We start from the raw sequence: 24666 nt of genomic DNA, 5'->3' as shown, positions 1-24666 counted from the left end.
TGTTTTGTCCTCTCTCTCGTTCATCAAAACAACGCCCTGGGAAGGCCTACCGTGACAACGAGTCTCTTGGGACCCATAGACGTTTTTCGTGCGCCGCTTCACCCGGCCCTGCCCGCCAACCGCGAGTGGGCCAAGGCCATCATGGGGCGCGTGCCCACCTCCCAGCTGGGCGTGGCCGGCGTGGCCGCCGCGCGCGTGGAGAGCGCGGGCGAACTGGAAGCCGTGATCGTGCGCGGGCTCGCTGCCGGGCGCGAGTGGGCCGCCCTGCCCGCCGCAGAGCGCGCCGAGGTGCTCCACCGCGTGGGTGTGGAGCTCGCGGCCCGCCGGGCCGAGCTGATCGAGGTGGCCGCCAGCGAGCTCGGCAAGGCCCTTGACCAGACCGACGTCGAGGTCAGCGAGGCCGTGGACTTCGCCCACTACTACGCCACCCAGGCGGTGCGGATGAGTGGCGCGGTGGAGGCCGACGGCGCCCGCTTCGAGCCCGCCGCCCTCACCGTGGTCACCCCGCCGTGGAACTTCCCCCTGGCCATCCCCTTCGGCGGTGTCGCGGCCGCGCTCGCGGCCGGCTCGCCCGCGATCCTCAAGCCCGCCCCCGCCGCCGTGCGCTGCGGCGCCCTGCTGGTGGAGGCCATGGAGGCGGCCGGCGTGCCGGCCGGCGTGGTACAGCTGGTGGTCCCCGACGCCGAGCGCGGCGAGGCCCTGGTGCGCGACGCGCGCGTTGCGCGCGTGGTCCTCACCGGCGCGGCCCACACCGCCCGCCTGTTCAAGAGCTGGCGGCCGGACCTGGACCTGCTGGCGGAGACCAGCGGCAAGAACGCCATCGTCGTCACCCCCGCCGCAGACCTGGACCTGGCCGTCAAGGACGTGGTGGCCAGCGCATTCGGGCACGCCGGCCAGAAGTGCTCGGCGGCCTCCCTGGTCATCCTGGTGGGCAGCGTGGCGCGCTCGCGGCGTTTCAGGGACCAGCTGATCGACGCCGTCTCCTCCCTGACCGTTGACTGGCCCACCAACCCGCTGGCCCAGATGGGGCCGCTGTCCGTGCCCCTCACGGACAAGCTGCGCTGGGGTCTGACCCGCCTGGACGGCGGGCAGAAGTGGGTACTCCAGCCCCGCAGTCTGGATGAGACCGGGCGCCTGTGGAGCCCGGGCCTGCGCTCCGGGGTGCGGCCCGGCACCGAGTACCACCTGGTGGAGTACTTCGGCCCCATCCTGGGCGTCATGGCCGTGGACAGCCTGGAGGAGGCCGTGGCCGTGCAAAACGGCACCGAGTTCGGCCTCACCGCCGGACTGCACTCGCTGGACGCGCAGGAGATCGGCTACTGGCTGGACCACGTCCAGGCCGGCAACCTCTACGTCAACCGGGGCATCACCGGCGCGATCGTGCAGCGCCAGCCCTTCGGCGGCTGGAAGCGCTCTACGGTGGGCACCACCTTCAAGGCCGGCGGACCCAACTACCTCTACGGTTTCGGTCGCGTGCTGCCCGGGGACGGCGCGGGTGCGCAGGGCGGGGCCGGTGAGGACGGCGGGATCGTCGCCGGGGTGGCCGCCGGCGGGGTGGCCGCCGTTAGGGACGAGCGCCTCAAGCCCCAACTGGCGGGTCTGGTGCGGGCCGCCGAGCGCTGCGGCTACGCGGCAGGCGATGTTGCCGCCCTGCGCGAGCACTGCCTGCGCCTGACCAGGCAGTGCGAGGCGGAGTTCGACGTGCTGCACGACCCGACCGCCCTGGGCGTGGAACGCAACTACCTGCGCTACCAGCCGGCCCCGGCCTCGGTGCGAGTGGAGGCGGGGGCGAGCACGCTCGACGTGCTGCGCGTGCTGGCTGCCGCGCTTGCCGTGGGCGAGTTCGACGTGCCCGCCGGCTCCTCCGTGGCTGCCTCGCGTGGGCGCAGCGCCGCAGGGAATGCCAGCGCCGAGCAGCCGATCGAGCTCAGCCTCTCCGGGGTGCTGCCCGGCGAGCTGCGCGCCCTGCTGGCCCGCTACAAGGTGGAGGTGCGCCAGGAGGAGCACGCCGAGTACGTGGCCAGGCTGCGCTCGCGCCTGGCGGCCGCCGGTGCGCCCGCGGGTGGCGGGAGCGCCGAGGGGCTGGACGTGCGCGTCCGGCTGGTGGGTGGCAGCGCCGCCCAGCTGCAAAGCGAGCTGCGCGGCAGCATCGACCTGGCAGTGTGGGACGGCCCGGTCACCGGGCACGCGCGCATCGAGGTGCTGCCGTTCGTGCGGGAGCAGGCCGTTAGCATCACGAACCACCGCTTCGGCAACTCCACCCCGCTGTCCAAGCAGGTGCTGGCCGGGGTGCCGCGCGCCTAGCCACGGGGGCGGGCGCCGCCTAGCTGGGCGCGGGATTCGCACCGTTTTCGAAAGCGCGCGCTGGGGCGGGCAGGTTTTCACCTGCCCGCCCCGGCCTCGTAGTGCACGCGGCTGCTGGGGCTATGGGCAGGTGCTGGGAGAAGAAGGGGTGCCTAGAGCAACCGGGGGAGGCGGGGTGCGGGTGTGCGCAAACGGTTGAGGGGTTACCCAACCTATTGAGCCTTTGGTGCACCAATTGAGGGCTTGGTGCACCGGTTGAGGGGTTACCCGGCCAGGTAACCCCACGACAGGTCGCAAAACCCCGCGACAGGTGCACTAACCCCTCGACTGTTTGCGCACCTCGGCCCGGTCCCCCGGGATCCCGGGGCCGGGCCCCGGGCGGGTGTGACGCTGCTGACCGCACGGAAGTCCCGCCCGGCCTTCGGCGGAGCGGGACCGCGCGAGCGGTCCGCTCGCTATCGGTCCAGCGCACTGTGCCCCTGCCTGGGTCGGGCGAGTAGGTAGCGTCGATCAGCGCCTCTATCGCGTCGGACTGCGCCCTCGTCTGGGTCGGGCGAGTGGGCCAGTGCGATCGAGCACGCATCCCCTTAGCGCTCGCCGCCTGGCCCGCGTCCAGCCGGGCTTCGTCATGCGTACCGACAGGGGGCGGGAGGTCACGGCTGGTGGGTTCGTGCGCAAGCGGTTGAGCCTTTGTTGCAGTGTTCCAGCCGTTGTTGCTGCCTCTTGGGCCTTTGTGCGACCTATTGAGGCGTTAATCGGCCCCATAGCGCTACAAGAGGTACAGAAAGCCGCGACCGGCTACAACAAGGGCTCAACGGGAACAACAAAGGCCCAACCGGTTGCGCAATACCGGCTGCCCGAGTCTGCGCCGGGGCGGGACGGGGTCGGCAGGTGCTCGGTAAGGCCCCGCGCAGCGGGTTAGCGGCGGGAATGCGTGTGCGGGGAGCTCGCCGTGTCACCCGGTCCCCTCGCCGAAACTTGTCAAACCACGCTGGGCCTTGTCCATAGACACCCCGCTAAGGACAAGTCTCGTGGGGTTTGGACAAGTTTCGGCGAATCGAGGAGCCGCCAGACCCGGTGGGAGCCGGCAGGCAGAAGCCGCTAAACCGAGCCCGAACACGCCGAACCTGTACACACATCTCTGACGCTAAGCCGCAGCAGTCGACGCGCCCGCAACCGCGCAGAGCCCAAAAAGGGGTGGGGGCGGGCAGGTGGAAAACCTGCCCGCCCCGCGGCGCACCGGGTCCAATCGCTGCGCGTGGTGTGGGCCGATCCTCGAAGGCCCGGAAGGTGGGTGTGGCGTCCCCGCCACACCCACCATTGTAGGAATGGTTCTCATTAGCGGCAAGGGTGGCGTGGGGCCGCGCCACAGCGGCGGCACCACGCGCGAAGCCCGCGAAGCCGGGGGAGGTCGGCGGTGGGCTGTGGAGTTTCGGCAGTCGGCGGTGGGCCGGGCAGCGGGGTACGGGGTGCGGTGGGTGGGGCGTCGGCCACCAAGCGGCGGCTGGGGGAGGGGGTCGCCATGAGCCGGCAGAGGGAGGGGGCCGCCACGCGTCGGCGGTGGGCCGGGCGGCGGGGGCTTGGTACGGTGGGTGGGGCGTCGGCTAGTGAAGGCAGGGCGGAAAGCCGGCAGGTCTGCCCAGGGTGAAATAGCGCGCCAGGCTCACGCCGCAGGCGAAACCCGCAATAGCCCGCCAGGCGGCCTCGTTACTGTGGGGGAAGGTAAAGGGCGATCCATGCCCGCAGGAGGTAAAACATGTTCGAGCGGTTTACAGACCGGGCTCGCCGCGTCGTCGTGCTGTCGCAGGACGCCGCCCGCAAGCTCGAGCACAACTACATCGGCACCGAGCACCTGCTGCTCGGCCTCATCAGCGAGGGCGAGGGAGTGGCCGCCAAGGCCCTCGAATCCCACGACGTCACCCAGGAGGCCGTGCGGGAACAGGTGGTCGAACTCATCGGCAAGTCCGGCGAGGCCCCCACCAACAACCTCCCCTTCACGCAGCGAGTGAAGTCCGTCTTCCAGCTGGCGCTGCGCGAGGCGCTGCAGCTGGGCCACAACTACATCGGCACCGAGCACCTGCTGCTCGGCCTGCTCAAGGAGGGCGAAGGCACCGCCATCAAGGTGCTCTCCAACCTGGGCGCGGACGTCGCGGCGATCCGCGAGACCGTGCTGAAGATGGTCTCAGACCACCAGGGCCGCGCCCCCGTCACCGCCGGCGGGCCCAAGGAGGCCACGCCGTCGGGCTCTGCGGTGCTGGACCAGTACGGGCGTAACCTCTCCCAGGCCGCCCGCGAGGGCAAGCTGGACCCGGTGATCGGGCGCAAGGATGAGATGGAGCGGGTCATGCAGATCCTCTCCCGCCGCACCAAGAACAACCCGGTGCTGGTGGGCGAGCCCGGCGTCGGCAAGACCGCCGTGGTGGAGGGCCTGGCTCAGGCCATCGTGCGCGGCGACGTGCCGGAGACGCTGAAGGACAAGCAGATCTACTCCCTGGACATGGGCGCCCTGGTGGCCGGCTCGCGCTACCGCGGTGATTTCGAGGAGCGCCTGAAGAAGGTGCTCAAGGAGATCCGCCAGCGCGGAGACATCATCCTGTTCATCGACGAGGTGCACATCCTGGTCGGCGCCGGCGGTGCCGAGGGCGCCATGGACGCCGCCAACATCCTCAAGCCCCTCCTGGCGCGCGGCGAGCTGCAGACCATCGGTGCCACCACCCTGGACGAGTACCGCAAGCACATCGAGAAGGACCCGGCCCTGGAGCGCCGCTTCCAGCCGGTGCGCGTGGAGCAGCCCGACGTTCCCGAGACCATCGCGATCCTCAAGGGCCTGCGTGACCGCTACGAGGCCCACCACCGCGTCATGATCACCGACGAGGCGATCCACGCGGCCGCCACGCTCTCCGAGCGCTACGTCAACGACCGCTTCCTGCCGGACAAGGCCATCGACCTGGTGGACGAGGCCGGCGCGCGCCTGCGCATCCGCCGCATGACCGCGCCGCCGGAGCTGCGCGAGATGGACGAGCGCATCGCGGAGCTGCAGCGCCTGAAGGAGTCGGCCATCGACGAGCAGGACTTCGAGCGCGCCGCCAGCCTGCGCGACAAGGAAAAGCGCCTGATCGAGGAGCGCGCCGAGCGCGAGGAGAAGTGGCGCGGCACCGAGCAGGCTGACATCGCCGAGGTGGACGAGGACCTGATCGCTGAGGTCCTGGCCATGTCCACCGGTATTCCGGTGGTGAAGCTGACCGAGGCCGAGTCCGCCAAGCTGCTGAAGATGGAGGACGAGCTGCACAAGCGCGTGATCGGCCAGGACGCCGCCATCAAGGCGCTGTCCCAGGCGATCCGCCGCACCCGCGCGGGCCTGAAGGACCCGCGCCGCCCCGGTGGCTCCTTCATCTTCGCCGGCCCCACGGGTGTCGGTAAGACGGAGCTGGCCAAGGCGCTGGCGGAGTTCCTGTTCGGCGACGAGGACGCCCTGATCACCCTGGACATGAGCGAGTACGGCGAGAAGCACACCGCCTCGCGCCTGTTCGGTGCTCCCCCCGGCTACGTGGGACACGAGGAGGGCGGCCAGCTCACCGAGAAGGTGCGCCGCAAGCCGTTCTCCGTGGTGTTGTTCGACGAGGTGGAGAAGGCGCACGCGGACGTGTTCAACTCCCTGCTGCAGATCCTGGAGGAGGGCCGCCTGACGGACTCGCAGGGCCGCGTGGTGGACTTCAAGAACACCGTCATCATCATGACCACCAACCTGGGTACCCGCGAGATCGGCAAGGGCGTGATCACCGGCTTCCAGGCCACTGGCGCGCTGGCCACCGACTACGAGCGCATGCAGGGCAAGGTGCGTGAGGAGCTGCGTCAGCACTTCCGCCCCGAGTTCCTCAACCGCGTGGACGAGGTGCTGATCTTCCCGCAGCTGGAGAAGGCGGAGATCGCGCAGATCGTGGACCTGATGGTGGCTCGCCTGGACAAGCGTATGCGCGAACAGGACATGACCATCGAGTTGACGGATGCGGCCCGCGCGCTGTTGGCGGACAAGGGCTACGACCCGGTGTTGGGAGCCCGTCCGCTGCGCCGAGCCATCCAGCGCGAGATCGAGGACGTGCTCAGCGAGAAGATCCTGTTTGGCGAGGTGCTGCCTGGCCAGGTGGTGCTGGTGGACGCCGTGGGCGAGGGCGAGCTGGGCACGTTCAGCTTCACGCCGCGCCCGCAGGAGCTGGTGGTGGAGGACGCCGCCCCGGGGGAGGCCGCGCCCGCTGAGGGGGCCGAGTCCGTTGGTGGCCACGCCGATGGCGCCGCCTCACCGGTGGACGACGCTGCCGCGCCTGCCGCCACGCCGGTGGAGCTGGGTGACGCGCCGGCCTGGCCGCAGGCCGGGGAGGCCGGGCAGGCCTAGGGGTCGCAGCCTGCCGGGTGGGCCGAGTGGGGCTGAGGTCCGGCAAGGTGAAGTAGGTGGGGGTGCCGCGCTGTGCGCGGCGCCCCCACTGCCGTGCTGTCGGGTGGGCCCCGGGGAGCCTGGTTCGGGGCCGGGCGGTGGCGGGCTCGGGGCGGCGGGGCGGCAGCGTCGGCCACTTTGCCAAAGGGCCGACCGCTTGACCGAAGATTGGTGCGGCGGCGGGGTGCTCATTGCCCACGGAATAGGGCCTCTTGGCGGCGGGACTTAAGTCTCGGCGGGAGGGTCGCTTCGATTCTGGAAAAGCGGCCCTGACGGTGTATAAACGTGACGTAGGTCGCACGAGGGTGTGTGTCATCACGTTTGGAGGATCTTGTGGCGGACAAGTTCGTATACCGCTTCAGCGAAGGAAACAAGGACCAGAAGGACCTGCTGGGAGGAAAGGGCGCCAACCTGGCGGAGATGGCCCGGCTCGGGATCCCGGTCCCGCCCGGATTTACCATCACCACGGACGCGTGCCGGGAGTACCTGGCCACGGGGGAGGTGCCGCCGGTCCTGCGGGTGCAGGTGACCACCGCGCTGCGAGAGGTGGAGGAGCAGCTGGGGCGCGAGCTGGGCGCGGCCACTGACCCGCTGCTGGTGAGCGTGCGCTCGGGCGCCAAGTTCTCGATGCCCGGCATGATGGAGACGGTGCTGAACATCGGTCTGAACGACGTCTCCGTGGAGGGCCTGGCCGCCGTCAGCGGCAACGAGCGCTTCGCGTGGGACTCCTACCGCCGCCTGATCCAGATGTTCGGCAAGACCGTGCTGGACATCGACGGCGAGGCGTTCAGCGACGCCCTGGAGGCGAAGAAGGCACAGCGCGGCATCACCGCTGACGTGGACCTGACCGCAGAGGACCTGCGGGCCCTGGTGGACATCTACAAGGGGATCGTGCGCGGGGCCACCGGCAAGGACTTCCCGCAGGACCCGCGCGCCCAGCTGGACGCCGCCATCGAGGCCGTGTTCCGCTCCTGGAACACCGAGCGCGCCCGCATCTACCGCCGCCGCGAGCGCATCCCGCACGACCTGGGCACGGCCGTGAACGTGTGCACCATGGTGTTCGGCAACATGGGCGACACCTCCGGCACGGGCGTGTGCTTCACCCGCGACCCCTCCACGGGCACCTCCGGCGTGTACGGCGACTACCTGGTCAACGCGCAGGGCGAGGACGTGGTGGCGGGCATTCGCAACACGCTGTCGCTGGCTGACCTGGAGCGCCTGGACGCGGACTCCTACAAGGAGCTGCGCGCCGTGATGCGCCGCCTGGAGACCCACTACCGGGACCTGTGCGACATCGAGTTCACGATCGAGCGCGGCAAGCTGTGGCTGTTGCAGACCCGCGTGGGCAAGCGCACTGCCGCGGCGGCGTTCCGCGTGGCCTGCCAGCTGGTGGACGAGCACCTGATCACGATGGACGAGGCGCTGGGGCGCGTCAGCGGCGAGCAGCTGACCAACCTGCTCTTCCCGCAGTTCGATTCGGCGGCCTCCCCGCAGCTGTTGACGCGGGCGATGCCGGCCTCGCCTGGCGCTGCCGTCGGCGAGATCGTGCTGGACAACGAGCGCGCCGAGGCTCGCGCCGCCGCCGGCGTGACGGGCGTGTTGGTGCGCCGCGAGACGAACCCGGACGACCTGCCCGGCATGGTGGCCGCTGTGGGTGTGCTGACGGCGCGGGGCGGCAAGACCAGTCACGCGGCCGTGGTGGCGCGCGGCATGGGCAAGTGCTGCGTGGTGGGCGCGGAGGCCATGCACGTGGACATGGAGAGCCGCACGGTCCGCTTCGGGGACGTGGTGCTCAAGGAGGGCGACGTGATCGCCATCGACGGCACCACCGGCGAGGTGTTCCTGGGCGAGGTGCCGGTGGTGGACTCCCCGGTGATGACCTACATCTCCAAGGGCCTGGAGGCGGGCCTGGAGGCCGCTGCAGACGAGGACACGCGCGAGTTGGTCACGGCCGTGCACCGCCTGCTCAGCCACGCGGACAAGGTGCGTCGCCTGGAGGTGCGCGCCAACGCTGACACGCCCACGGATTCGCGGCGGGCCCGCAACCGGGGCGCGGCGGGAATCGGCCTGTGCCGCACCGAGCACATGTTCCTGGGTGAGCGCCGCCCGCTGGTGGAGGCGGTCATCCTGGCCGAGGGGCAGGAGGAGCGCGAGCGCAGCCTGGCGGCGCTGCTGCCGCTGCAGCAGGGCGACTTCGAGGAGATGTTCGAGGTCATGGACGGGCTGCCGGTGACGGTGCGCCTGATCGACCCGCCGCTGCACGAGTTCCTGCCGGACCTGACGGAGCTGAGCGTGAAGGTGGCCCTCCAGCGCGACAAGGCGGCGCGCGGCGAGGGCGTTGACGAGGCGGAGCTGGCCCGCAACGAGAAGCTGCTGCTGGCGGTGCAGCGCATGCACGAGGCCAACCCGATGCTGGGCCTGCGCGGCGTGCGCCTGGGCCTGACCCTGGATGGCCTGTTCGCCCTGCAGATCCGCGCGGTGGCGCAGGCCGCGGTGGCGCGCCTGCAGGCCGGCGGGGATCCGCGCCCGGAGATCATGGTGCCGCTGATCGGTTCGGTGCGTGAGTTGCAGCTGGTGCGCGCGGAGGCGGAGAAGATCGTGGCCGACGTTGCCGCCGCCGCCCGCGTGGAGTTGAACATTCCGATTGGTTGCATGATCGAGTTGCCGCGCGCCGCCCTCACCGCCGAGCGCATCGCGGAGGAGGCCGACTTCTTCTCCTTCGGCACGAACGACCTCACCCAGACCACGTGGGGCTTTAGCCGCGACGACGTGGAGTCCACGTTCTTCCCGCAGTACGTGGAGAACGGCGTGCTGGGCGTGAGCCCGTTCGAGACGATCGACTCGCTGGGCGTGGGCAAGCTGGTCACCATGGGCGTGGAGGCCGGTCGGTCCGCCAAGCCGGGCATGAAGATGGGCGTGTGCGGCGAGCACGGCGGTGACCCGGAGTCGGTGGAGTTCTTCCACCGCGCGGGCCTGACCTACGTCTCCTGCTCCCCGTTCCGGGTGCCGGTGGCCCGCCTGGAGGCCGGGCGCGCCGCAGTCATGGCCGGGGGTGACGCCACGGCGTAGATGGGAGGGCCGCGACCGCGCGGGATGGGTTGCCCACCGCGCAGGTCGGGGCGTTCCTGCCAAGCTGTGGGCCCGGGCGGTCGAGGCCGGGGCCCGAGGTGAGCCCGGGGGCGGCGGCGTGGAGCCACCGCCCCCGGGGCGCATTTTGGCGCACCTTGTTTCGTTAATCCCGCCCGGCCCCGCGAGCGGCCCGGGTGCGCTGCGCGCGGGCACCCCCACGACCCTGCGGGGCGAAAACGGTGGAAGCGCGCCAAAGTCGGGCCCGGGCGGCGCGGGCGGCGTCCGCCCGCTGACGCGCGGGCCGCCCCCGCCCCGCCCGGCGCTAGCATCTAGCCATGACCACCGCTCCCAGCCCCACCGCCCTGGCCGATTTCGTCCGGGCCCTGCAGCGGGCCATGAGCGGGGAGGTGGACGCCAGCGCCCGGCGCCGCGCCGAGTACGCCACCGACTCCTCCAACTACCGCATCCCCCCGCAGGTGGTGGCCTTCCCGCGCAGCGTGGAGGACGTGCTCGCCGCCGCCCAGGTGGCCCGCGAGCACGGGGTGCCCCTCACCTCCCGGGGGGCCGGCACCTCCTGCGCCGGCAACTCGATAGGCCCCGGCCTGGTGCTCGACTTCTCCCGCCACATGAACCGGGTGCTGGAGCTGGACCCGAGCGAGGGTTGGGCCCTGGTCGAGCCCGGCACGGTGATGGCCACCCTGCAGAGTGCGGCCGCCCCGCACGGGCTGCGCTTTGGCCCCGACCCCTCCACGTGGACCCGCGCCGCCCTGGGCGGCATGATCGGCAACAACGCCTGCGGCCCGCACGCGGTGGCGTTCGGCCGCACCGCAGACAACGTGATCGAGCTCGACGCCCTCACCGGCGACGGGCGGCGCATCCTGGCCGCCGCCGGCCGCGAGTCCGTGGCCCAAATCCCCGGCCTGGAGCAGCTGGTGGCCGCCAACCTGGCCACCATCCGCACCGGCTTTGGCAAGTTCGGCCGCCAGGTATCCGGCTACTCGCTGGAGCACCTGCTGCCGGAAAACGGCCGCCACCTGGCCCGCTTCCTCACCGGCAGCGAGGGCACACTGGCCACCACCCTCTCCGCGCGGCTGCGCCTGGTGCCGCTGGCGGCGGCGCCCGTGCTGGTGGTGCTGGGCTACCGGGACATGATCGAGGCCGGCTACGCCGTGCCCGCCATCCTGGCCCACAAGCCCCTGGCGGTGGAGGGCATGGACTCCCGCCTGGTGGACGTGGTGCGTCGCCACAAGGGCCCCGGCGCCGTGCCCGCCCTGCCCGAGGGCGAGGGCTGGCTCATGGTGGAGGTGGACGCCGCCGCCCCCACCAGTGCGCTCACCGGCGCTTCCGGCGCCGACGGTGCGGACCTGCTTGCCGCCGCCCTCAAGCGCGCAGAGGCGATAGTGGCCGACGCTGGCGCCCTGGCCGCCCGCATATACCCGCCGGGCAGCGAGGCGGCCGCCCTGTGGCGCATCCGTGCCGACGGCGCCGGCCTGGGCGGGCGCACCCCCGCCGGGGACCCCGCCTGGCCGGGCTGGGAGGACGCCGCCGTGCCGCCCCAACGCCTGGGCGACTACCTGCGCGACTTCACCGCCCTGATGAAGCGCTGCCGGATCGACGGCCTGCTCTACGGCCACTTCGGGGACGGCTGCCTGCACGTGCGCCTGGACTTCCCGCTACGCGAAGAGGGCGGCAAGCGCGCCATGCGCGACTTCCTCACCGAGGCAGCCGGGCTGGTGGCCTCCTACGGCGGCTCCCTCTCCGGCGAGCACGGAGACGGGCGCGCCCGCTCCGAGCTGCTGCCGCTCATGTACAACGAGGCCGAACTGGCCCTGTTCCGGGGCGTCAAGCACCTCTTCGACCCGCACGGCGCCCTCAACCCGGGCGTGCTGGTGGACCCAGACCCGGTGGATGCGAACCTGCGCCTACCCGAGGCCCGGCCGATCGCCGCCCTCACCGGCAAGGACGCAGGCTTCGCCTTCGCTCACGACCACGGCGACGTCACCGCCGCCATGCACCGCTGCACCGGCGTGGGCAAATGCCGGGCCGACAACTCCGGCGCCGGCGGCTTCATGTGCCCCTCCTACCAGGCCACCGGCGACGAAAAGGACGTCACCCGCGGCCGCGCCCGCGTACTGCAGGAACTCTCAAACGGCCAGCTGGTGGCCGGCTTCGGCTCCCCGGAACTGATGGACGCCCTGGACCTGTGCCTGTCCTGCAAAGCCTGCTCCGCTGACTGCCCCACCGGCATGGACCTGGCCCGCCTCAAGAGCGAATCCCTGCACCGCGCCTACCTGGGCAAGCTGCGCCCACGCCCCCACTACCTGCTAGGCCGCCTGCCGCAGTGGCTCAAACTAGCCGGCTCCGTGCCCGGCATGGCCCACCTCGGCAACGCCGCCCTCGCGGTCGGGCCGCTGCGCCGCACCTTCTTCCGCCTGGCCGGGATCGACCCGCGCCGCCTCATGGCGCCCCTGGCGACGACGACGTTCCCCCGCTGGGCCCGTAAGAATCATGCCGCCACCACCTCCGCCGCCCGCAAGGAGCTGGGCCTTGCCCCCGCAACCTCGAAGCGGCCGGCAGAGGGGGACGGTACGGCGGCAACGTCGGCCACCATGTCCGTTCCCCACGGCGCGGCCTCATTCACCAAGCTCTTTGCCGAAATGGAGGCAAAGAGCGGGCGGCGGTTCGTGGTGCTGTGGGCCGACTCCTTCAGCCAATACCTACAAACCGCCGGCGCGCGGGCCATGTACCGCCTGCTCACTGAGGCCGGCTACGAGGTGCTCATCCCCGACCAGGACGCCTGCTGCGGCCTGACCTGGATCTCCACCGGCCAACTCCCCGCCGCCCGGCGCCGCCTGCGCGAACTGGTCAAGGTACTCTCCCCATTCGCCCACCACGGCATCCCCATCATCGGAGTGGAGCCCTCGTGCACCGCCGTGCTGCGCGACGACATGCTCGACCTGCTGCCCGGAGACGCCGACGCCCGCGCCGTCTCCCGCGCCACCCTCACCCTGGCCGAACTGCTCACCGCCCCCGCGCCCCTGGGGCCGCACGACTGGCAGCCGCCCCGCCTGGACGGGGTGGAGGTGGTGGCCCAGCCGCACTGCCACCACTACTCCGTGATGGGCTGGCGCACCGACGCCGCCCTGCTGCAGCGCACCGGCGCCAAGATCAAGCAGCTCTCGGGCTGCTGCGGCCTGGCCGGCAACTTCGGCATGGAGCAAGGCCACTACGAGGTCTCCGTGGCCGTGGCCGGCAACGCCCTACTGCCCGCGCTGGCGGCGGCACCCGACGCCGTCTACCTGGCCGACGGCTTCTCCTGTCGCACCCAGGCCGAACAACTGGCCGGCAGGCGCGGCGTCCACCTGGCACAGCTCCTCCTCGGGCAGCTGACTGCCGAGTAGCAAAAACCTCCCCCCTCTTAGCGAACTCGAGATAGCGTGCAACAATGGGCGGGTCGGTGCGGGGGAAGGACGGACAATGGCGCTGTTCGAGTTCGAAGACGGGCGTTTGCTGCCAGCCCAATACGGGCGATCGGTACGCGACGACGTCTCTGACGAACTGCTCCGCTCCATCCGCGACAACATCAGCGACGTGCTGGAACGCCCCCTCTTCCCGATCGCCTGGGACAGCCTGAAATCAGACTCCGAGCGCGTGGTGCAGTGGATGCTCGCCCTGGACGCCGCCGGCTTCGCCGTCAACGTCGAGGTGTGCGCCCGCCTCACCGCCGACGGGCTAGTGGACGCGCTGGCCCGCTCCGCCGAGGTCCAGTCCCTGGGCTGGAACGACCTGGCCGCCCTCTACGCCGACGGGCCTGGCACCTTCCGCACCCGGTGGGCCGAGTTCCGTGGCGGTCTGCCCCCGCAGCCGGAGTCCGGCCCCCAGCTCACCATCGTTGCCGCCGCCGTGGACGGGGCCGTGCGCCCCTCCCTGGACTTCCTCTCCCGAGTGGGCGTGGAGGTACTGCAGCTCAACGTGCGCGAACTGGCCGACGGGCGCCGGTTCGTGGACGTGCGCCCCCTAGAGGCCGTCTTCCCGCTGGGGCACAACCGCCTGGTGGGCGGCCGGCGCGCGCAGGGCCTGCTGGGGTGGGCCAACGTCTCCCACCACGCCGCCACCCCGGCGGAGGCGGACCAGCCGCAGGAGCGCACCCCCGGCGTCGAATACCAGCAGACCGGCGGGCCCGAGCCGGCCCTGGCCGCACTGCCCGACGAGGCCCCGCTGCTCAACCACGCTGCGCGCATCCCGCAGGAGCACGCCGCCACTGAGAACGTACAAAAGGGCGCGGTAGAGGAGTCGCGGGCGAAGGCCGAGGCGGCCGAGGAGCCCGCGCCGCAGCAGGCGGCCAAACAAGAGGCCCCGCAGCGAGCGACGGAGGTGGCGGTGGACGCTACACAGGAGACCCCGGCACAGGAGACCCCGGCGGCGCCAGAGCCCGAGACTAAGGAGATCGCTGCCGTGGCCCGGCCCGTGCGCAGCCGCCGCGAGGTGCGGGCACAGGCGGACCCCGTGGATGAGCTGACCCCGCAAGAGCTGGCGGAGGCCGCCCTGCTGGAGTCAATCGCCAAGGAGGCCGGCCAGGGCACCCCGCTCTACTGGGTGGTGCCGGACCACGACCTGCCGGTCGAGCCCATGGGCTTCTTCGCCGCAGGCGGGATCGACGTGGCCGGGACCGTCTGGCCCACCCCGGTGCTGGCCGCCCCCCAGGTGGGGGAGGAGCAGGACCCCTGGGACTGCTGGCGCATCGGCAGCCACCGGGGCCCCAGCCTCACCGAGGCGCGCCGCGAGATCGCGGAGTTCAGCGGCAGGCGCGGACACGGCCGGCGGGCGCGCTAGGCACCCAAGGCGGTTTGCCGCGCCGCAGCCTCGCGGTGCCGGGCTGGGCCGGGCTTGCTGTGCTTTGTAGTGCCGGGCTTTGTTGTGCCTGGCCGTGCTGATGCTCCCCAGTGTTGAAACTAGACGTTTGTCTTCGCGTCTCGACGTTTGACATTGAATCTCGACGTTAAGTGGGGTGCGAACGTCGAGTTGAGGGGGCGAACGTCGAGTTTGGTGGGCCTTGCCGGCGGTGGTGTTGGGGCCGGGGTGGCTCGGTGTCCCGACGGCCCGGGTGGTTAGGTGTCCGGTGTCCGGGTGTCCCGATGTTCTGGGTGCCTGGTGGCTTGGCGGGCTGTGGCTCTGTGTTGAATTTCGACGTTTGACATTGAATCTAGACGTTTGGCATTGAATCTCGACGTTAAGTGGGGTGCGAACGTCGAGTTGAGGGTGCGAACGTCGAGTTGAGGGTGCGAACGTCGAGTTGGGGGGGCGAACGTCGAGTTGAGGGTGCGAACGTCGAGTTGAGGGTGCGAACGTCGAGTTGAAGCTCCAAAGGTCGAGTTGGGGGTGCGAACGTCGAGTTTGGTGGGCCTTGCCGGGGTGGTGTTGGGGTCGGGGTGGCCCGGCGGGTTTGCCCGCCGGGCCGCAGTGTTCTCCGGGACCGAAATCGTCGCGCGGCAAAGTTGAGTGGAATAGACTCAACTTTGCCGGAGTTGTACCGGGTAGACACTGACCAATCAGGAGGAACCCAATGGATAACTTCACTACCAAGGCTGCGGAGGCGCTTTCCGGTGCCATCCAGCACAGCCAGGCTGCGGGCAACCCCCGCATCGAGCCCGTCCACCTCCTTTCCGCGCTGCTAGAGCAGGAAGGGGGCGTGGCCGTTGGCCTGCTGGAGGCCGCCGGTGCGGACCGTGCCGCCGTGGGTCGGGCCGTGCGTGCCGCCCTCTCCGCCCTGCCCTCAGCCTCCGGCTCCGCCGTCAGCGAGGCCTCGGCCTCCCCGGCGCTGGCCGGCGTGCTGGAGCGCGCCCGCACCCAGGCCAAGGAGCTGGGGGACGAGTACGTCTCCACCGAGCACCTGCTGCTGGCCCTGGCCCCGGCGCAGGGGGAGAAGAGCACCGACGCCGCCGCGCGCGCCCTGGCTAACGCCGGCGCCACCCGTGAGAACCTGGCGCAGGCGCTGCCGAAGGTGCGCGGCAACTCCCGCGTCACCTCCCGCAACCCGGAGGGCACCTACCAGGCGCTGACCAAGTACGGGCGTGACCTCACCGCTGCGGCGGCCGAGGGCAAGCTGGACCCGGTGATCGGCCGAGACACCGAGATTCGCCGCGTGGTGCAGGTGCTCTCCCGCCGCACCAAGAACAACCCGGTGCTGATCGGTGAGCCCGGCGTCGGCAAGACCGCCGTGGTGGAGGGCTTGGCGCAGCGCATCGTGGACGGTGACGTGCCCGAGTCCCTGCGCGGCAAGCGCCTGATCGCCCTGGACATGGGCGCGCTGGTGGCCGGCGCCAAGTACCGCGGCGAGTTCGAGGAGCGCCTGAAGGCCGTGCTGGAGGAGATCAAGTCCAGCGACGGCGAGGTGGTCACCTTCATCGACGAGCTGCACACCGTGGTGGGCGCGGGCAAGGGAGAGGGCGCCATGGACGCCTCCAACATGCTCAAGCCCATGCTGGCGCGCGGCGAGTTGCGCATGGTGGGCGCCACCACCCTGGACGAGTACCGCGAGTACATCGAGAAGGACCCGGCCCTGGAGCGCCGCTTCCAGCAGGTTTTCGTGGGCGAACCGAGCGTGGAGGACACGGTGGCGATCCTGCGCGGAATCGCCCCGAAGTACGAGGCGCACCACCAGGTCACCATCAGTGACGGCGCCCTGGTGGCCGCCGCTACCCTGAGTGACCGCTACATCACGGGCCGCCAGCTGCCGGACAAGGCCATCGACCTGATCGACGAGGCCTCCTCCCGCCTGCGCATGGAGCTGGACTCCTCCCCGGTGGAGATCGACGCGTTGCGCCGCCAGGTGGACCGCCTGCGCATGGAGGAGTCCTACCTCGCCGACAGTGACGACGACGCCTCCCGCGAGCGCCTGGCGCGTCTGCGCGAGGACCTGGCCAATCGTTCCGAGGAGCTGGCGGGCCTGACCGCCCGCTGGGAGGCGGAGAAGGGTGCCCACAACCGGGTGGGCGCGTTGCGCCAGAAGCTCGACGAGCTGCGCACTGCGGCGGAGAACGCCCAGCGCGAGTCCAACTACGAGGCGGCCTCCCGTCTGCTCTACGGCGAGATCCCGGCCCTGGAGGCCGAGCTGGCCCAGGCCGAGCAGCGCGAGGCGGACAACACCGAGCAGGTGGAGCCCCTGGTGGCGGAGAAGGTGGGTCCGGCCGAGATCGCCGAGGTGGTGGCCGCCTGGACCGGCATCCCCACCGGCCGCCTGCTGCAGGGCGAGACGGCCAAGCTGCTGGCGATGGAGGAGGAGATCGGCAAGCGCCTGATTGGCCAGAGCGCGGCGGTGGCCGCAGTGGCCGACGCTGTGCGCCGCGCCCGCGCCGGGGTGGCGGACCCCGACCGACCCACCGGTTCGTTCCTGTTCCTTGGCCCGACCGGCGTCGGCAAGACCGAGCTGGCCAAGGCGCTGGCTGACTTCCTGTTCGACGACGAGCGCGCCATGGTGCGCATCGACATGTCCGAGTACGGCGAGAAGCACTCGGTCTCCCGCCTGGTGGGCGCGCCCCCCGGCTACGTCGGTTACGACGAGGGAGGCCAGTTGACGGAGGCTGTGCGCCGCCGCCCCTACAGCGTGGTGCTGCTGGACGAGGTGGAAAAGGCCCACCCGGAGGTGTTCGACGTGCTGCTGCAGGTCTTGGACGACGGTCGCCTCACCGACGGCCAGGGCCGCACCGTGGACTTCCGCAACGTGATCCTGGTGCTCACCTCCAACCTGGGCTCCCAGTTCCTGGTGGACCCGGAGCTGAGTCAGGAGGACAAGCGCGAGGCGGTGCTCGGGACGGTGCGCCGCGCCTTCAAGCCGGAGTTCCTCAACCGTCTGGATGAGGTTCTGGTGTTCGACCCGCTCACCGAGACGGAGCTGGCCCGCATCGTGGACATCCAGCTGGCGCGGGTGGAGGCCCGCCTGGCGGAGCGTCGCATCACCCTGCGGGTGAGCGAGGAGGCCAAGCAGTTCCTGGCCCGTCAGGGCTACGACCCGGCCTACGGTGCCCGCCCGCTGCGCCGCCTGGTGCAGCGCGAGATCGGCGACCAGCTGGCGCGCCTGCTGCTGGGCGGGGCCGTGGAGGACGGCCAGGTGGTCTCGGTGGACGTGGCCGCCGACGGTCAGGCGCTAGAGGTGGGCGTGGCCTGACCAGTGGCTGGGCCAGCCAGGTTTTCCTTTGGTGCCGATAAGGCTGCGGCCCGGGCGGGAGGTGCGCAAGCATCTGTCCGCCCGGGCCGCCGTCGTTGTGCCTGGGCCGCCGTCAGTGCCGGGGCTACGGTCATCCACCCGCCCGGGCCGCCGTCGTTGTGCCTGGGCCGCCGTCAGTGCCGGGGCTACGACCATCCACCCGCCTGGGCCGCCGTCGTTGTGCCCGGGCCGCCGGCTGGAAACCCCGATTGCCGCAGGGGTACCCGGGTAGGTCGGGAGGGCGCAAGCGTGGCAAGGTAGAAGCATGGCAAGCGTGCAAACACTGGCTCAGTTCCCGTTCCCGACCGCAGTTGTGCTCAGCGTCGGCAACCAGGTGATCTTCCGCGCCGGTGCAGTGGATACCGTCTTTCGCTGGGCTTCTGTTTCCAAGCTGCTGACCGCCCTGGGGGTGCACCTGGCTGCCGACCGGCATCTTCTCTCACTGGACCAACCCACCGCGATCCCGGGGGCGACGGTGGCCCACCTGCTGGCCCATGCCAGCGGCGTGGATAGGGAATCCAGCCAGCAACTAGCGCCGGTGGGAACGCGCCGGATCTACTCCAACTACGGCTACGAGGAGCTGGGGCGAATCCTGGCGCAAGCCACCGGCATGGAAGCAGGCCAGTGGCTAGAGCAAGAAGTCCTGATTCCGCTGGGCATGCCGAACACTGAGGTGGGAAACGCCGCACACGGTGCGAGCGGCCCGGCCACTGAGTTGATTCTGCTAGCTCAGGAACTGGCTTCGCCGACGCTGCTGTCCGCCGCCTCTCACGCGGCCATGACAACCCCGGCGTGGCCGGGTCTTCCCGGTGTGCTTCCCGGCTACGGCCGGCAGGCAGACAACCTGTGGGGCATGGGGCCGGAAATACGTGCAGACAAGTCCCCGCACTGGCTCTCCAGCGCTCACTCCCCGCGCACCTACGGCCACTTCGGGCAGTCTGGTTCTTTCCTGTGGTGCGAGCCGGCAACTGGCGCGTGCGCCGTCTTTCTTGGCGCCCACCCCTTCGGGCCGATGCACGTGGAGCTTTGGCCGCAGCTAAACTCCGAGCTCCTTCGCCTCAACGCGCCCTGACCCCGCCTGGGCTCACACCGCGCCGCTTTCACCAGGCGGCAATGGGCCGACGTCGGCCACATGCCGCCCCCTTTGCCCGTGCCGCCCTCTTACCGTCCCACCGCCTCTGGGCGGAGTAAGGCGATGGCGCCGGTGGACGACGTCGGCCACATGCCGCGTCAATCGCGGCGGCGCCGTCTAGGGGCGGCCGGAATCAGTCGGCCAGGTCAATCACGACGGGAATGTGGTCGCTGGCGCCCTTGCCCTTGCGCTCCTCCCGGTCCAGCAGCACGCCGGTGACGCGCTGCGCGACCGGTGCGGTGGCCAACGCGAAGTCGATGCGCATGCCCTCGTTGCGCGGGAAACGCAACTGCTGGTAGTCCCAGTAGGTGAAGCCGGAGGCGTGGGGGCGCGTCACCTCGGTCAACCCGGCCTCCTCTAGGGCGGCAAAGGCGGCGCGCTCCGGGGCAGAGGTGTGGGTCTTGCCCTCGAAGAAAGCCGGGCTCCACACGTCACTGTCTCGGGGAGCGACGTTGAAATCGCCCATTGCCACCATCGCCTCGCCGCTGTGGGCGGCAGCGGCGGCAACGTCGGCGAATCGCTCCAGCCACTGCAGCTTGTAGGCGTAGTGGGGGTCGTCCAGCTCGCGCCCGTTGGGCACATATAGGCTCCACACGTCCAGGTCGCCGCAGGTGGCTCGCAGCGCGCGAGCCTCCACCACGGGCTCCCCCTCCTTGGCGAAGCCGGGCTGCCCCGCAAAGCCGCGCATCACGTTCGTCAGGCCCACCCGGGAGGCGATCGCCACCCCGTTCCACTGGTTCTCGCCCCAAGTGGCCACCTCGTAGCCAGCTTCCTCGAAGGCGGCTGCGGGAAACTGTGCGTCCTTGCATTTGATTTCTTGCATCGCCAAAACGTCCAAATCGTGGCGCTGCAGTGCGGCAATCACCCGCTCCACGCGGGTACGGACAGAGTTCACGTTCCAGGTCGCAATGCGCATGGCGACAGCCTAGAACGATCCGGCCGGGGCTATGGTCCCGGGTTGCCGGGCGGGGGTGTGGTCGGCGGGTGGCGTTGACCCGGATGAAACGCAAATGTGATCGAAAGGTGTTGCGGGCCACCCTCCCGATGCATAAACTTGCGCTCGGTACGGCAAAAAGCCGCACAAACTTGCAGAAGTGATCAGTTGGTGATTGCTTCGCTTCATCTCAACGGAGAGGCAAAATATGAGCATCCGTAAGGCTGGCGCCCGCAAGGCCGCCGTCGCTGCGTGCCTGCTGGCCGCTTCTTCCCTGGTTCTCGCTGGCTGCTCCGGCGACACCAAGGACAAGGAAGCTAAGGCTTCTGAGGCCCCGGCTGCCGAGGCCACCGAGTCTGCGGCTGAGGCGCCCGCTGGCGACGCAATCGAGTACTGGCACCGTCTGCCCGACGCCGCTGGCGTTGACGCCGTCGTTGCCGAGTGGAACGCTGCCAACCCCGACGCCCAGGTCAAGGCCACCAAGTTCGAGGGTTCCGCCGCTGACTCCTACACCAAGATCGGCCAGGCCGTTAAGGCCGGCAACGCCCCCTGCCTGGCCCAGGCCGGTTACGAGCGCCTCGGCGACCTGTACGTGCAGGGCTCCCTGGAGGACGTCTCCGCCGCCGCCGCCCAGTTCGAGGGCAACTACGGCGCCGCTGGCTGGAGCTCCGCCAAGGTCGGCGACATGACCGTCGGTATCCCGCAGGACATCGGCGTGCTGGTCTACTTCTACAACAAGGCCGCCTTCAAGGAGCTGGGCATCGAGGTGCCCAAGACCTGGGACGAGTTCAAGGCTGCCGCCAAGACCGCTGCCGACAAGGGCAAGTACATCGGCGTGTTCCAGCCTGACGAGCAGATGATGCTCTTCTCCGGTGTTGCCGCCTCCGCCGGCGCCAAGTGGTTCTCCACCGAGGGCGACGCCTGGAAGGTCACCATCAACGACGAGGCCACCCAGAAGACCGCCGCCCTGTGGCAGGAGCTGGTGGACCAGAAGCTGGTCGCCACCTTCGACCGTTGGGGCGAGGAGTGGGCCGGCAAGCTGACCGACGGCACCATCGCTGGTTACGTCGGCGCCTCCTGGGAGGCCGCCACCTGGGCATTCGAGGGCCAGACCGACTGGGCCGTTGCCCCGATCCCGGTGTTCGACGCCGCCAAGCCCGCCACCGGTATGGACGGTGGTTCCGCCGTCGCCGTCATCAAGGGCTGCTCCAACGTGGAGAAGGCCGTTGCCTTCGCCGACTTCCTGAACACCAACATCCCGGCCATGCAGGTCCAGGGCTTGCTGCCGGCCGCCAAGGGTGAGCTGACCACCCCGGCCGACCTCAAGCCGATCTTCGGTGACCAGGACGTCTACAAGACCCTGTCTGAGATTGCTGCCACCCAGAACGCTGACTTCCCGTTCTCCCCGTCCTTCCCGGCCGTGGGCGCGAAGCTGGGCGAGGTTGCCGGCAAGATCAAGACCGGTGAGGCGAAGTTCGCTGACATGATCACCGAGTCCCAGGCCGTTGGTGTCCAGGCTCTGAAGGACGCCGGCCTCAAGGTCGCTGAGTGATCTAACCCAGCAACCCAAACTCGGTAGGGGGCTGGCTGGCCTCGGTCAGTCAGCCCCCTACTTCGGGTTAAAACCCATATTCGGGCTTATCGACCAGAAGGATTAGATCTCGTGGCCACGACACGAATAGACGAGTTGAGGGAGCGCGGCGAAGCTCCGGTATCAAACGAGGCGAGCGTCAGGGCACGCCGCAGGCGAGCCGCCCGCTACGGCTGGGGCTTCCTCTCCCCGTTCGCGCTGCTGTTCACCCTTTCGTTCCTTGTGCCGATCGTCATTTCCGTGCACGCCTCCTTCTTCCAGGAGAAGGCGGCCGGCGGCGGCCTGTTCGGTGGCGGTGAGAAGGTCTCCGTCTTCGTTGGCCTCGACAACTACAAGCACGTGGTCACCGACGAGCGCTTCTGGGCCGGTATCAAGCGCGTGATGCTGTTCGGCGCTTTCCAAATCCCCATGATGATCCTGGGCGCGCTGGCGCTGGCACTACTGCTGGACTCCCTGGCCGCGAAGTACGTGTCCTTCTACCGACTGGTCTACTTCCTGCCCTTCGCCATCCCGGGCGTTATCGCCGCGATGGTGTGGACCTTCCTGTACCACCCGGAAGTCTCCCCGATCGTCAAGCTGCTGGCCAAGTTTGGGCTTGAGGTCAACTTCTTCGACAAGAGCATCGTTCTAGCCTCCATGGCCAACATGACCACCTGGACCTTCATGGGCTACAACATGCTTATCTTCCTGGCTGCGCTGCAGTCCATCCCGCACGACCTGTACGAGGCCGCCCGCATCGACGGCGCCACCGGCTGGATGATCGTGCGCAAGATCAAGATCCCGATGGTGAAGTCCGCCGCCCTGCTGGCCGTGCTGCTCTCCATCATCGGCACCATTCAGCTCTTCAACGAGCCGCAGGTCATTACCGCCACCAACCAGGGCCTAGGCAACCTGGACTACACGCCGATGATGATGGCCTACAACGCCGCGACCAACACCGCCTACACGCCTAACGGCCTTGGCCCAGGTTCCGCGATCTCCATCGTCATGGCGATCATCGCCGGCCTGCTGGCTGCGGTTTACGCCTTCGTTCAGTCCAGGATTGGGGACAAGGACTAATGACTGCTGTTGCAATGACCAAGGCAAACTACAAGAAGAACGGCGTGCTGCCCGACGGGCGCCAGTTCCGCACCTCGAAGTCCAACACCCCGCGCTCCCTGGAGCCCAGCGTCGTGGCGAAGTTCGCCACCCGCCTGACCCTGGCGATCGTGGCCTTCTACTTCCTCTTCCCCATCTGGTGGCTCATCGTGGCCGCCACGAAGAGCGACTTCGAGATCACCATCACCAACCCCTTCTGGTTCACCGGTGACACCACCGAGCTGGTGAAGAACTTCGACTTCCTCATGGCCTACGGCGAGGAACGCGGCATGTTTTGGCGCTGGATCCTGAACTCCGTGTTCTACTCCGGCGCGGCCGGCCTGATCGGCGTGCTCATCTCCGTCTCCGCCGGTTACGCGATCTCCAAGTTCGCCTTCCCGGGCCGTGGCGGCGCGCAGGTGGCCATCCTGGCTGGTCTGCTCATGCCGGTGGCCCTGCTGACGGTTCCCCTCTACGTGGTCTTCTTCAAGCTCGGGATGCTGAACACGCCACTGGCCGTGATCCTGCCGGGCGCGGTCAGCCCCTTCGGTGTGTTCCTGGGCCGCATCTACGCAGACACTGTGCCGGATGAACTGCTGGAGGCAGCCCGCATCGACGGTGCTGGGGAGATACGCATCTTCTTCACCATCGTCATGCGTCTGCTGGCCCCGGCCATGGTGACCATCTTCCTGTTCATCTTCGTGGCTTCCTGGAACAACTTCCTGCTGCCGCTGATGATGCTGGACCAGGCCGAGCTCAAGCCGGTCACGGTGGGTCTGTACGGCATGTACTCCGCCGCCAAGCACAACGCAGACAGTGGTGCGACGCTGCTGGGCTCCCTCATGGGCGTGGTCCCGCTGATCATCATGTTCCTGGGTCTGCAGCGCTTCTGGCAGTCCGGCCTCTCCGCCGGTGCGGTGAAGGGCTGATCGGAACCGAAAACCTGGGTGGGCCGGGGCGCAAGGGGTTTCCTTGCGCCCCGGCCCGCTTTTGCTTTGCCCGCGCCGGCGGGCACAAGCGCCGGCGTGGTATGCGTACGGGCACAAGCGCGGGCGCGGGCACGGGCGCCGGCCGGGCTGGCTACCCTGGGGGCATGGGTACTGCACTGATCACGGGGGCCTCGGCGGGACTGGGCGCGGAGTACGCGCGCCAACTGGCGGCGCGCGGGCACGCGCTGGTGCTGGTGGCGCGGCGCCAGGACCGCCTGGAAGAGCTGGCGCGGGAGCTGCGCTCCCGGCACGGCGTGGGGGTGGAGGTGCTGGCGGCGGACCTGGCGATGGTCAAGGGTCGCGCGGCGGTGGCGGCCAGGCTGCGCGCCGCCGAGCACCCGGTGGGGCTGCTGGTGAACAACGCGGGCTTCGGGCTGGGGCAGGCGTTTGTGGGCGGCAACCTGCGCCGGGAGCAGGCTGGCCTGGACGTGATGGTGCGGGCGGTGTTGGAGCTGTCGCACGCGGCGGCGGCCGGGATGGTGGAGCGTGGGCGCGGGGCGATCCTGAACGTCTCTTCCATGACGGCCTCCTCCGCGATGGGCACCTACGCGGCGCACAAGGCGTGGGTGCGCACGTTCACCGAGGCGCTGGCGCAGGAGTTGGCCGGCACCGGGGTGACGGCCACAGCGGTGATGCCGGGACTGGTGCACACGGAGTTCCACGAGGTGGCTGACATGGGGTTGGGTGGCGTGCCCGAGTTCGCCTGGCTGCCGGCCGCCCGGGTGGTGCGCGAGTCGCTGCAGGCGGTAGGGCGTGGCCGGGTGCTGGTGACGCCGTCCATCCGCTACCAGGCGGTGGAGGTGGCGATGCGGCTGCTGCCGCGCGCGGTGGTGCGCCGGGCACGCCGCCCCCGCCCGGAGGCGTGAAACAAGCGGTGTTTCACGCCGGCGGCTCGGGTGGGATGTTCCCGCCCCAGGCGTTAGGCCGCTAGGCTTTTG

The 24666-nt window shown here is 70.0% G+C and carries 12 protein-coding genes; 11 read left to right on the top strand and 1 reads right to left on the bottom strand.

Features of this window, described 5'->3' with window-relative positions:
- Positions 1-66 precede the first annotated feature (66 nt).
- The 7 genes from AC4PWQ_RS01970 to AC4PWQ_RS01940 all read left to right on the top strand — a co-directional run bounded on the left by AC4PWQ_RS01970 (position 67) and on the right by AC4PWQ_RS01940 (position 19077).
- A complete protein-coding gene (locus AC4PWQ_RS01970; RefSeq protein WP_492089623.1) occupies positions 67-2304 on the top strand; it encodes an aldehyde dehydrogenase family protein in 2238 nt (745 codons plus the stop codon).
- A gap of 1756 nt (positions 2305-4060) precedes the next feature.
- Positions 4061-6694 carry an ATP-dependent Clp protease ATP-binding subunit gene (locus AC4PWQ_RS01965; protein WP_492089622.1) on the top strand — a complete coding sequence of 878 codons (2634 nt, stop codon included), beginning with the start codon at positions 4061-4063 and terminating at the stop codon, positions 6692-6694.
- 372 nt (positions 6695-7066) lie between these two features.
- Positions 7067-9802: a pyruvate, phosphate dikinase gene (ppdK, locus tag AC4PWQ_RS01960; protein ID WP_371151471.1), complete on the top strand. Its 2736-nt coding sequence runs from the start codon at positions 7067-7069 to the stop codon at positions 9800-9802.
- Positions 9803-10197: 395 nt separating this feature from the next.
- Positions 10198-13203 carry an FAD-binding and (Fe-S)-binding domain-containing protein gene (locus AC4PWQ_RS01955; protein ID WP_492089625.1) on the top strand — a complete coding sequence of 1002 codons (3006 nt, stop codon included), beginning with the start codon at positions 10198-10200 and terminating at the stop codon, positions 13201-13203.
- A gap of 76 nt (positions 13204-13279) precedes the next feature.
- Positions 13280-14635, top strand: a complete 1356-nt coding sequence (locus AC4PWQ_RS01950) for a hypothetical protein (protein ID WP_492089621.1) — start codon at positions 13280-13282, stop codon at positions 14633-14635.
- Between the two features lie 730 nt (positions 14636-15365).
- Positions 15366-17966 carry an ATP-dependent chaperone ClpB gene (gene clpB / locus AC4PWQ_RS01945; RefSeq protein ID WP_492089620.1) on the top strand — a complete coding sequence of 867 codons (2601 nt, stop codon included), beginning with the start codon at positions 15366-15368 and terminating at the stop codon, positions 17964-17966.
- 304 nt (positions 17967-18270) lie between these two features.
- Positions 18271-19077 carry a serine hydrolase domain-containing protein gene (locus AC4PWQ_RS01940; protein ID WP_492089619.1) on the top strand — a complete coding sequence of 269 codons (807 nt, stop codon included), beginning with the start codon at positions 18271-18273 and terminating at the stop codon, positions 19075-19077.
- A gap of 193 nt (positions 19078-19270) precedes the next feature.
- On the opposite strand, the gene AC4PWQ_RS01935 is transcribed toward AC4PWQ_RS01940, so the two are convergent.
- Positions 19271-20053 carry an exodeoxyribonuclease III gene (locus AC4PWQ_RS01935; protein ID WP_492089618.1) on the bottom strand — a complete coding sequence of 261 codons (783 nt, stop codon included), beginning with the start codon at positions 20051-20053 and terminating at the stop codon, positions 19271-19273.
- 226 nt (positions 20054-20279) lie between these two features.
- Between AC4PWQ_RS01935 and AC4PWQ_RS01930 the strand changes: the two genes are divergently transcribed.
- From AC4PWQ_RS01930 to AC4PWQ_RS01915, 4 genes are all read left to right on the top strand, one after another.
- Positions 20280-21623 carry an ABC transporter substrate-binding protein gene (locus tag AC4PWQ_RS01930; protein ID WP_371164161.1) on the top strand — a complete coding sequence of 448 codons (1344 nt, stop codon included), beginning with the start codon at positions 20280-20282 and terminating at the stop codon, positions 21621-21623.
- Positions 21624-21758: 135 nt separating this feature from the next.
- The gene (locus AC4PWQ_RS01925; RefSeq protein ID WP_371153004.1) at positions 21759-22721 is read left to right on the top strand and encodes a carbohydrate ABC transporter permease; all 963 of its coding nucleotides are present in this window, start codon (positions 21759-21761) and stop codon (positions 22719-22721) included.
- Positions 22721-23668 (top strand): carbohydrate ABC transporter permease, encoded by a 948-nt coding sequence (locus tag AC4PWQ_RS01920; RefSeq protein ID WP_492089617.1) that lies wholly within the window; start codon positions 22721-22723, stop codon positions 23666-23668. Before AC4PWQ_RS01925 ends, AC4PWQ_RS01920 begins: the two co-directional genes overlap by 1 nt.
- 164 nt (positions 23669-23832) lie before the next feature.
- Positions 23833-24594: an SDR family NAD(P)-dependent oxidoreductase gene (locus AC4PWQ_RS01915; RefSeq protein WP_371151478.1), complete on the top strand. Its 762-nt coding sequence runs from the start codon at positions 23833-23835 to the stop codon at positions 24592-24594.
- The last annotated feature ends 72 nt before the right edge of the window (positions 24595-24666 follow it).

The organism is Buchananella sp. 103232 (genome assembly GCF_058725725.1).
The sequence above is the reverse complement of the archived record's forward strand: the minus strand, read 5'-3'. Positions and strand labels throughout refer to the sequence as shown.